Annotated in this window: 6 protein-coding genes and 1 pseudogene; all 7 read right to left on the reverse strand. The window is 61.9% G+C overall.

Annotation, left to right across the window (positions count from 1 at the left end):
* Positions 1-111 precede the first annotated feature (111 nt).
* On the reverse strand, positions 112-1179 hold the full coding sequence (gene recA / locus NV64_RS02885; protein WP_056232201.1) for a recombinase RecA: 1068 nt from the start codon (positions 1177-1179) through the stop codon (positions 112-114).
* A 95-nt stretch (positions 1180-1274) separates the two neighbouring features.
* The gene (gene pncC, locus NV64_RS02890; protein ID WP_101505290.1) at positions 1275-1769 is read right to left on the reverse strand and encodes a nicotinamide-nucleotide amidase; all 495 of its coding nucleotides are present in this window, start codon (positions 1767-1769) and stop codon (positions 1275-1277) included.
* A gap of 266 nt (positions 1770-2035) precedes the next feature.
* Positions 2036-2812, reverse strand: a complete 777-nt coding sequence (tam, locus tag NV64_RS02895) for a trans-aconitate 2-methyltransferase (RefSeq protein ID WP_101505291.1) — start codon at positions 2810-2812, stop codon at positions 2036-2038.
* 89 nt (positions 2813-2901) lie between these two features.
* Positions 2902-3984 carry a lytic murein transglycosylase B gene (gene mltB / locus NV64_RS02900; RefSeq protein WP_056232193.1) on the reverse strand — a complete coding sequence of 361 codons (1083 nt, stop codon included), beginning with the start codon at positions 3982-3984 and terminating at the stop codon, positions 2902-2904.
* 132 nt (positions 3985-4116) lie between these two features.
* Complete coding sequence (locus NV64_RS02905; RefSeq protein WP_056232191.1) at positions 4117-5784, reverse strand: ABC transporter ATP-binding protein/permease; 1668 nt, start codon at positions 5782-5784, stop codon at positions 4117-4119.
* Positions 5781-8543 carry a M16 family metallopeptidase gene (locus tag NV64_RS02910; RefSeq protein ID WP_101505292.1) on the reverse strand — a complete coding sequence of 921 codons (2763 nt, stop codon included), beginning with the start codon at positions 8541-8543 and terminating at the stop codon, positions 5781-5783. Before NV64_RS02910 ends, NV64_RS02905 begins: the two co-directional genes overlap by 4 nt.
* 279 nt (positions 8544-8822) lie before the next feature.
* Positions 8823-10273: pseudogene (locus NV64_RS23855) on the reverse strand (TonB-dependent receptor); the annotation flags it as partial.

Raw genomic sequence — 10273 nt, forward strand, 5'->3', positions numbered from 1 at the left:
GGGTTTGCGGGCCAGCCTGAGCCATAAAAAAAGGAACGGGGTTACCGTTCCTTTTCATCTGGGTTATCAGCCTGCGGCGCTCAGCTTACCGGCTGATAAACACGCCAGGGATCAGAAGTCTTCTTCTTTTTCGCTGCCTGCATCCGCTTCGTGCGGAGCCGGAACGAAGTCAGGCTTGTCGTCCTGGTTACCCAGCAGCATCGCGCGCAGCTTGGTGTCCAGCTCGTTCGCCAGCGCCGGGTTCTCTTTCAGGAAGTTAGAGGCGTTAGCCTTACCCTGACCAATTTTGTCACCGTTGTAGCTGTACCAGGCACCGGCTTTCTCGATCAGCTTGTGCTTAACGCCCAGGTCCACCAGTTCGCCGAGGGTGTTAATGCCTTCGCCGTACATGATCTGGAACTCAGCCTGCTTAAACGGCGCAGCGATTTTGTTTTTAACCACTTTCACGCGGGTTTCGCTGCCCACCACTTCGTCGCCCTCTTTGATCGCGCCGATACGGCGGATGTCCAGGCGCACGGAGGCGTAGAACTTCAGCGCGTTACCGCCGGTGGTGGTTTCCGGGTTACCGAACATCACACCGATCTTCATGCGGATCTGGTTGATAAAGATCAGCAGAGTGTTGGAGTTTTTCAGGTTACCGGCCAGCTTACGCATCGCCTGGCTCATCATACGCGCCGCCAGGCCCATATGTGAGTCACCGATTTCGCCTTCGATTTCCGCTTTTGGCGTCAGCGCCGCTACGGAGTCAACGATGATCACGTCTACCGCGCCAGAACGCGCCAGTGCGTCACAGATCTCCAGCGCCTGCTCACCGGTATCCGGCTGGGAACAGAGCAGGTTGTCGATGTCCACGCCCAGCTTCTTGGCGTAGACCGGGTCAAGGGCGTGCTCGGCGTCGATAAAGGCACAGGTTTTGCCTTTACGCTGTGCCGCGGCAATCACCTGCAGGGTCAGCGTGGTTTTACCGGAAGATTCCGGGCCGTAGATCTCAACGATACGCCCCATCGGCAGGCCGCCGGCGCCCAGCGCGATATCGAGGGATAAAGAACCGGTAGAGATGGTTTCAACATCCATCGTACGGTCTTCACCCAGGCGCATGATGGTACCTTTGCCAAACTGCTTTTCAATCTGGCCGAGCGCTGCTGCCAGTGCTTTTTGCTTGTTTTCGTCGATAGCCATTTCTACTCCTGATCGTGCGGGTAAAGCATACGCGGGCGCTGCTTTGGTTCAAAAATATGCGTTAATTATACTGTATGGTCATACAGTATCAAGCTCTATTTTGCAGAAAGGTGGTCGAGCAGCGTCTGTAGCGCGTGGGCGGTGGCCTGGCGACGAACCGCCTCACGGTCGCCGCTAAACCGGCGGCGCTCTGCCCTCACCTCCCCGCCGGCGCTGGCGAAACCAAACCAGACGGTACCGACCGGTTTTTCATCGCTGCCGCCGTCCGGCCCGGCGATGCCGCTAACCGAGAGCGCGTAATCCGCGCCTGCCGCCTGCAGCGCGCCCTGCGCCATCTCACGCACCACCGCTTCGCTCACCGCGCCGTGCTCCGCCAGCGCAGCGGCGCTGACGCCGATCATCTGCTGCTTGGCTTCGTTGCTGTAGGTGACAAAGCCGCGCTGGAACCAGGCCGAGCTGCCGGCGATGTCGGTCAGCACCTTGGCGATCCAGCCACCGGTGCAGGACTCCGCCGCGGTGACGCTGGCACCTTCGGCCTGCAGCCGCTGGCCCAGACGGGCGCTCAGTTGGTTTAATTCGTTATCGGTCATGCTCTCCCTCCTGCCGAACGTGAAGAGCGAAAGAGTAGCACCTTTCCCTGGCCGGCGGTGCAGAGAAAGCAGATTTTGCGGTGCGCCTTCAGCGGCAGTACGGACGGTTACAACGCAGGGACATTTTTCTCAAGGTTCGGTGCACAAAGCAGCAGGCCGCTGCGCAGCGCCCCGGTAAGATAAACGGTGAATGCGCGCATATCCGCTACAGATGGGGGAAGGCCATCAGCCGGTTGCCCTCCCGTCAGAACGATGGACCAGAACGATTAACCGGCTTTCTGCGCCACCATAAACAGGCGCGGGAAGGCCATCAGCCGGTTACCGTCCTGGCGCGGTGGCAGCGCGCGCTCAATTTCCGCCTGATACTCTGCCAGGTACTGCGCCTGTTCCGTCTCGCTGAGCGCGGCGAGGTAAGGCCGCAACCCGGTGGCGCGCAGCCAGTCAACCACCGCCGCCGCCGAAGGCATCACGTGGTAATAGGTGGTGCGCCAGATATCCACCCGGCAGCCGGCGGCGGTCAGCAGATCGTAGTAGGCTTCGGTGCTGAGCAGCCGCTTGCGGTCGGCGGCGGACGGCGGGATTTTCTCCTGCCACGCCGGGCGCGCTGCGACATCACGCATCAGGCTGTGGGTGGGCTGGTCAAGGTTATCCGGCATCTGCACCGCCAGCACGCCGCCGGGGGCCAGCTGTGCCACCAGGTGCGGCAGCAGCACCGGGTGATCGGTCAGCCACTGCAGCGAGGCGTTGGCATAAATCACATCCTGGGCGGGCCGCGCCTGCCAGCTGCGGATATCGGCCAGCTCGAAGCGACAGCCGGGCAGCCGCTGCCGCGCCTGGTCGATCATCGCCTGCGAACTGTCCAGCCCGGTGATCTGCGCAGAGGGCCAGGCGCGATGCAGCAGCTCGGTGCTGTTGCCGGGGCCGCAGCCGAGATCGGTGGCGTAATTAATCTGAGTAAAAGAGATGCGCCTGAGCAGTTCTTCAGCCGGTCGCGTACGCTCCGCTTCGAACTGCCGGTAGAGATCAGGGTTCCAGTCTTTCATTGTGCCTCATTGAATGTCAGAACAGACGGGCTAAGTGTAGCCCGTCTGTCACCGAGATAACTCAGCGAAATGCAACAGGGTTTTGCCGCTTACTGCCCCTGACGTGCGCGCCCTACCGCCTCACCCAGCTGCCATACCGCCATCGCATAGTGATTACTGTGGTTATAACGGGTAATGGCGTAGAAGTTCGGTAAACCGTACCAGTACTGGTAGCTGGTGCCGACGTCAAACTTGAGCAGGCTGACCTGCTGGTTATTATCCAGCGGGATCTGTGGCGACAGCCCCGCCGCCGCCAGCGAGGAGACGCTGTATCGGGTTTTGAAACCGCTCTCCATGCCCGCTGCCTGGCCGTTAGCCATGACGGCTACCGTGCCGCCGGTCACCCAGCCGTGCGCCTGGAAATAGTGCGCCACGCTGCCGATGGCGTCGACCGGGTCCCACAGGTTGATATGGCCGTCACCGTTGAAGTCCACCGCGTACTCTTTAAACGCCGATGGCATAAACTGGCCGTAGCCCATCGCGCCGGCGAACGATCCGCGCAGATCCAGCGGATCGTCGCCTTCGGTGCGCGCCATCAGCAGGAAGGTCTCCAGTTCGCCGCTGAAGTAGGCGGCGCGGCGCGGGTAGTTAAAGGCCAGCGTGGCCAGCGCATCGATAATGCGCGTTTTGCCCATCACCCGCCCCCAGCGCGTCTCCACGCCGATAATGCCGACGATAATCTCAGGCGGCACGCCGTAGGTCTGCTGCGCGCGCTGCAGCGCATCCTGATACTGGTTCCAGAACGCCACGCCGTTCTGCACGTTATCCGGGGTAATGAATTTGCTGCGGTAGCGCAGCCAGGCGCCGTTCGGGCCGGTCGGGCCCTGAGCGGTTGGGGCCTGTTTGTCCATCAGCCGCAGCACGAAGTCGAGGTTTTTCGCCTGCGCCAGCACGTCATGCAGCTGCTGACGCTCAAAACCGTGCTTACGCACCATATTATCAATAAAGGCGTTGGCGGCCTGGTTATCGGCAAAGTCGCCGCCCAGCACGCTACCGCTGTGCGAAGGCTGCAGCAGGAAGCCGCCGTTACCTTTAAACGGGTTGCCCGTCGGTTCAGCGGTGGCCGGTTTCGGCTGGCTGCTGCAGGCAGAAAGTAAAGCGACAACAGGGAGAAGAGTAGCCAGAGAACGCATCGGATATCCATAAAGCGGTGAGAAAGAGTCAGAAAACTGATGGTAAGCAAAGGACGGGAAGAGTTAAAGCGGATTTGTGCCGGGGGATGTAAAGAAACGCCAACCCCCGCCCCTGCGGGCGGGGGAGGTCAGTCAGGCCGGGCGGAAACGGCCGAGGTCGTAGTGCTGCGGGAACAGGTCATCCAGCTCCTGCTGATGGGTCACCGCCACTACCGTGGTGCCCGGCAGCTCGCGGCGCACCAGCGCCAGCAGCGCACGGGCGGCGGCGTGATCGAGGCTGCTGGTGGCTTCGTCCAGCCACAGCGTCTCAGGCCGCGCCAGCAGCGCGCGGGCAAAGGCCAGACGCTGGCGTTCGCCGCCGGAGAAGATGCGGTCCCAGTTCAGCTGCTCGTCCAGCCGGTCGCGCCAGGCACCCAGCCCCACCTTGTCCAGCGCCTCACGCAGCGCGTCACTCGCCGCCAGCACCGGCTGCGGATAGCAGAGGATCTCCGCCAGCGTGCCGTGGCCGAGGTAGCTCTGCTGCGGCAGCAGCAGGCTGCGACCTTCCTGCAGCTGCCACTGGCCGTCGTAGTAGGGCCACAGGCCGTTCAGCGTGCGCAGCAGCGTCGATTTGCCCAGGCCGCTCTCGCCGGTCAGCTTGCTCCAGCTGCCCGGTTCACAGTGAAACGCCACGTTGTGCAGCAGCGGCTGCCCCTGCGGGGTACGGAAGGAGAGGCTGCCAATCTGCAACCGTTTACCGGCATCTGCCTGCTCCTGCTGCGACTGATGTTGCAGGATCTCGGCGCGGAACTGCGAAAGGCGCTGCATACTGGCCGACAGCTCGATCAGTGCCGGGTAGACGCGGATAAACCAGCTCAGCACGATATGCACCTGGTTAAAGGCGCTACGGATCTGCATCAGCCCGCCGAAGGTGACGGTTTTATTCAGCAGCAGCGGCAGCGCGGCAAACACCGGCACGATCTGGCTGACGCGGGTGTAGCCGACAATAAACAGATTCATATTACGTTCGGCGTTCATCAGCGAGCGCCAGTTGCCGGTCACCGCCTGGAAGTGGCGCGCGAGGTGACTTTTTTCCTGCTGCTCACCGCCGTACTGGGCGATCTGCTCGGCGTTATCGTGCTTGCGCAGCAGCGAGGCGCGGAAGTTACCCTCCAGACGCTCTTTGCTCACCGTCAGCCCGTGCATTTTTTTACCCAGCAGATGGGTGACCAGCGTACCCGCCAGGGTATAGACCAGCACCACCCACACCAGATAACCGTGGATGGTCCACTCGTTGCCGAACAGAGTGATTTGCTGCACCCCCGAGAGCTGCCAGAGAATAAAGACAAAGGTAAACAGCTGGATCGGGTTCAGCAGCAGATCGACGGTCAGGCCAATCGTTTTGGTGACAAAAATCTCGATATCCTGCGCGATACGCTGGTCGGGGTTATCCACGCGGCCGCTCAGCGACATGCGGTAAAACGCCCGCTTCGCCAGCCAGCTGTCCACCAGCTCGGCGGTCAGCGCGCCGCGCCAGCGGATTATCAACAGCTTGCGGAACCACACTTCATAGACGATGGCGAAAACGTAGATCAGAATATAGAGCGCGTACTCCTTCACCAGCGCATAAATCTTGCCGCCGTCCAGCGCCGTCAGCGCGTCATAGAACGACTTGGTCCACTGTACGAACAGCACGTTAAGCCAGATCACGCTGCCACCCAGCGCCAGCATCACCAGCATAATCAGCCATGCCTGTACGCTGCTGCGCTGGCCCCAGAACGGGCGACACAGCGCCCAGAATTGTCCTGCGGCCTTTTTCACTTTTTCACCTGCTGCGGCAGCGAAATTGAGACCACCCGGTTCTGCGGATTATAGAGCCGGGCTGCCATCGCCTGCACGCCGGCCAGCGTGATGCTGTCGGCCAGCCGTGCGGCGTCGCTCAGGTAACGCGGGTCGTTATAGTGGCGGTAGCTCAGCTCCAGACGGCGCTGCAGGGTGTAGATATCCTGCTGACGAGCCTGCTCGGCGCGGATAAAGTCGCGCTTCTGCAGGTCAATCTGCTGCTGGGTGATCTGCTGCGGCAGCTGTGCGAACACCGCCTCCGCCCGCTGCCACAGCTCCTGCGCGCGTTCCGGCGCGCTGGTAAAGCTGACTTCCGTCTCGATGCGCTGGTGGCGATCCGCCAGCTCGCTGTTCATCTGCATGCGGTAGATGCCCAGCGCGTCGTCGCGCAGGCTGGACTTCAGCGCCTGGCTGGCGAGGTTACGGGCAATGCTGACCTGCACCGCCGCCTGCGGCGTCCACGTCTGCGGGGTAAAGCTCCAGCTCTTCACGTCGGCGCGTGGCTCAACGTTCAGCGCCAGCGTCTCCTCGTAGCGGCCGCTGCGCGGCAGCTCCGGCTGCACCGTGGCGACCGGCTGGCGAGGGATGCCCGCCAGATAGCGTTCGGCCAGCGGCTTCAGCTGCTCCGGCGACATATCCGCCAGGAAAAACCAGCTGACCGGCGCGCGGGCGGCCATCTGCCACTGCGTCAGCAGCGTGCTGGTATCAATCGTTTTCAGCTGCTGCGGCGTCGGCGGCGTCCAGCCCGCGCTGCCGTAACGCAGCAAACGAGTGGCCTGCGCGCGCGCATTGCCTGCCGATCCGGCATCCACCGCCTGCTGACGCGCCAGCCGCAACAGGCTCTCTTTCATCACGTCCGGATCGATGCCCGCAGTGGTTTGCAACGCATAGTTCAGCGCCAGCAGATCGCCCAGCGCCTCGCGGGAAGACTGGCCGGTGTACTGCAGCTCGTCCGGCAGCTGGCTGACGCCAGACGATACGGCTTTCTGCTGCTTCCACGCCACCAGCTGTTCGCCCTGCCAGCCCTGCGGGCCGCTCTGCCCCACCAGCTGGGTCGCCAGCTGCGACTGCCACGGATTGAGCCCGGCGGTGTTAAAGCCCGCCGCGCTGCGGCCAGACAGCCAGACTTTATCTTTCGCCAGCGGCGTACGCAGCAGCACCACCCGATCGCCGTTGCTCAGCGTCCACTGTTCCACCTGCTGCTGCGGGAAGCTTTTCACCGCAGCGATAGTCCCCGGCTGCGGGGTCACCTTCAGTTCGGTCACCACCTGCTCCACCTTGCGCTGCGGTGGGGCCAGCGTTTCGGTTTTCAGCTGCTCGCGCAGGCGGATGACCGACTGCGCCGTTGGCAGGGTAAACGGCGTGTTGCCGGGAATGCTGAACTGCACCAGCGCGTCGCCGGCCGTCAGCCACTGCTGCAGCCGTGCGTTAACCTGCTGATTAGTGATGGTCTCCAGCGCCGCCAGCGCCTCACGGCCGCGCTGCTGGCTGCCGGTATACGGCTTGCCCTGCGCCCAGCTGGTGAAGATCTGCTGTACCCAGTCGGCAAACTCACGCTGCTCCGGCTTCGCGGCCATGCGCTGCGCCACGTCGCGGATATCCTGCTTCACGTCGGCAATATCGACGTCGCTCAGGCCGTAACGGCGCACGCGCTCCACCTCACGCAGCAGCACCCGCAGCGCCACCTGGTGCCCGTCGGGCATCACGTCGGCAAATACGCCAAATGCTTCGGTGGTTTTGCCAATATCCGATTTACGCACCACCAGGCCGCCGACTTCCGCCGGCAGCTCCGGCTTCTGCCGACGCATCTGGCGGCTGACGCTGGAGAGGGCGATCTGGCTGATTAGGCGCTGTTCATAGGTGGTGGTGCCAGGATTACTGCGCAGCACCAGCGACAGCTGGCTGCTGCCGCTCTGGCCGTCCTGCAGGCGCACCACCTTTAGCTGCGTCTGCAGGCGCGGTTCGTAGTAGTCCCGCTCTGGTACCGCGCCCGCCGGCAGGGTGCCGAAATAGCGCTTAATTTCCGCCGCCGCCGTCTCTGGCCGGAAGTCACCGATCACCAGCAGGCGCATATTGCCCGGATGATACCAGCGCTGATAAAACTGCTGCAGCGTGGTGGCCGGGGTGTTGCGAATAGAAGCCTCAGTGCCGATGGTCGGGCGCTCCGGGTAGCGCGAGCCGTGGCGAATAGCCTGCACGCGCTGCTGGTTCATGCGCTCGGCCACGCCCAGCTTGCCGCGCCACTCTTCCAGAATAATGCGCCGCTCGTCGTCAAGGTCGCGCTGGGTCAGGCGGGCATGCCCGGCCATCTGGCTCAGAGACTCCAGCGCCACGTCCAGCTGCCCCGCTCCGCCCGGCGGGCTGAACATATACAGGGTGCGCTCGTAGTTGGTCATCGCGTTGTAGTGCTGCGCCCGCACCCAGCCGCGCTGGTGCAGCTGGGTGGCCACGCCCTGCGGATACTGCTCGCTGGCGCGGAACACCAGATGCTCCAGCATATGCGCCACGCCGGACTCGTTATCCTGCTCATCGATCGAGCCGACGTCCACGCTCAGCCGCACGTCCACGCGCTGCTTCTGGCCGCTGAGCGGCACCAGCGTATAGCGCAGGCCGTTATCCAGCACGCCTTCGGTAATCTGTGGCAGCGGGCTGAGCGTTTCCGCCGCCCGCGCGCCGTTGAAGAGGAACAGCAGGCTGACGATTGCCACCAGCCCGCTTAAGTTTCGCCATTGCTTCATTGCAAATTTCCTGTACCGGAACGCGCAAACACGCACTCACGGTTTGCTGATTAACCGGGCGGGCGGAAGAGCCGGCCCGGGATGACTGATTTACAGGCAGGCGTTTAAGCCTGCCTGGGATAACGACTTAACCGGCAGGTGTTTAAGCCTGCCTGGCGAGCGGATTAACCCGGCAGGCATGCAAGCCTGCACGGCGAGCTGATTAACCCGGCAGGGGCTAAGCCAGCCGCGAATAAGATGGCTCACCGGGCAACCGCTTACGCCAGCCCGGTTGCCCTCTTACCAGTTGTACGCCACGCCCAGCCAGAACTGACGTCCGGCTTTGTAGGTGACGACTTTGGAGTTGGCACCGGTGGTCTGCGAGGTTTCGATCACCGAGTCCAGCACGTTGATCACGTCCAGCGTCAGGTCAACGCTCTGATCTTTGTACACCGGCTGGTTGTAGCTGAAGCGCCAGTCGTAGGAGATATAGTCCTTAAACTTGATCTTGTCGTACCGGGTGGCGGAACCTTCATAGCTGCCGCAGGCTCCGTCTTCTGACGGGCAGCTAACGGTGCTGGTGGTGTAACCGCTGTAACCGGCGGTATAGCCGATATTCTGGTTCCAGTTCAGGCGGATCGCCGGGAAGAAGGTATTGACGTTGACAAAGGCGGTCCACGGCGTGTTGAAGTCCAGCGCATCCATTGCCCCTTTTTCGATTAACTTACCGTCGAAGATCACCATATTTTCATCGGTGTCGCTCTGCTCGTAGTAGGTCTGCGAGCTGGATTTGTTTTTCACGATGCTCGCGCCCAGCGACCAGCTGACGTCGGCCCAGCCAAACTGCATCGGGCTGATCGGCTCGGCGCTTAACGAGAAGGTATCGCCGCGGGTTTTGGCATTGTTATCCAGCACGTAGCTTTTACCACCATCGGCGTCGGTTACCGTTTTACGACCGAACTGATCCTGACCGCTGCGGTTGACCCACTTCGCCGTCCACAGCGTGTCGCCGATGCGCTGGGAAAGCCCAAGTGACAGTTCGTCGCTGTACGGGGTTTTCAGGCTGGAGATATCGTAGTCAATAGCGTTAGTACGCGTATCCCCCACCGTCCAGGCATCGGTTGCGCTGGTACGGGTAAGGATATTGTAAGAGCTGATGCCCTGGCGCAGCTTATAGGCCAGCAGGTTCTGCCCGTAGTAGCGGTTGGCACCACCAAACACGCGGGTGGTGCGGTCGCCAAATACGTCATACGAGGTGGCAAAGCGCGGGGCCAGCGTCAGGTTGCCAAGGAAGTCGTCATACTGGGCGCGCACGCCCGGCGTCACTTCCAGATTGCCGAAGTTCATGCTGTCCTGCAGATAAACCGCATAGTTGGTGTAGTTGCCGGTGACTTCGCGGGCCGGGTACAGGGTCACGCTTTTGAAGTACTGCTCACCGTCGATACAGAAGTCATCGCCTGACTGACAGACCACGTTTCTGTCAATGGTCGAGGTACCCCGGCTCAGATTAACATCCCGAAAACGCTTGTAGCGGGCGCTGTAGAGATCCACTTCCCAGCCAAGGTCTAACTGATGCTGTAGCCCCATAAACTTAATCGGGTTCAGCTCATAGTCCTGCTTCAGCGTGGTGGTACGTTTCTCCGTGGCGAAGGATCCATATCCCCCCAGGTTACCGTTGGCGCTGCCCCAGGTAATCACGTTAGAGACAAAATTACTGGCGGTGGTGTAATGACGCCAGGTCTGATAGGTAT

It is taken from the genome of Erwinia sp. B116 (assembly GCF_002865965.1).
Classification (GTDB): Bacteria; Pseudomonadota; Gammaproteobacteria; order Enterobacterales; family Enterobacteriaceae; genus Erwinia.

Bases quoted from the DNA above. Each gene is read 5' to 3' on its own strand.
- recA (WP_056232201.1), bottom strand. From the start codon at position 1,179: ATGGCTATCGACGAAAACAAGCAAAAAGCACTGGCAGCAGCGCTCGGC.
- tam (WP_101505291.1), bottom strand. From the start codon at position 2,812: ATGAAAGACTGGAACCCTGATCTCTACCGGCAGTTCGAAGCGGAGCGT.
- mltB (WP_056232193.1), bottom strand. From the start codon at position 3,984: ATGCGTTCTCTGGCTACTCTTCTCCCTGTTGTCGCTTTACTTTCTGCC.
- NV64_RS02910 (WP_101505292.1), bottom strand. From the start codon at position 8,543: ATGAAGCAATGGCGAAACTTAAGCGGGCTGGTGGCAATCGTCAGCCTG.
- pncC (WP_101505290.1), bottom strand. From the start codon at position 1,769: ATGACCGATAACGAATTAAACCAACTGAGCGCCCGTCTGGGCCAGCGG.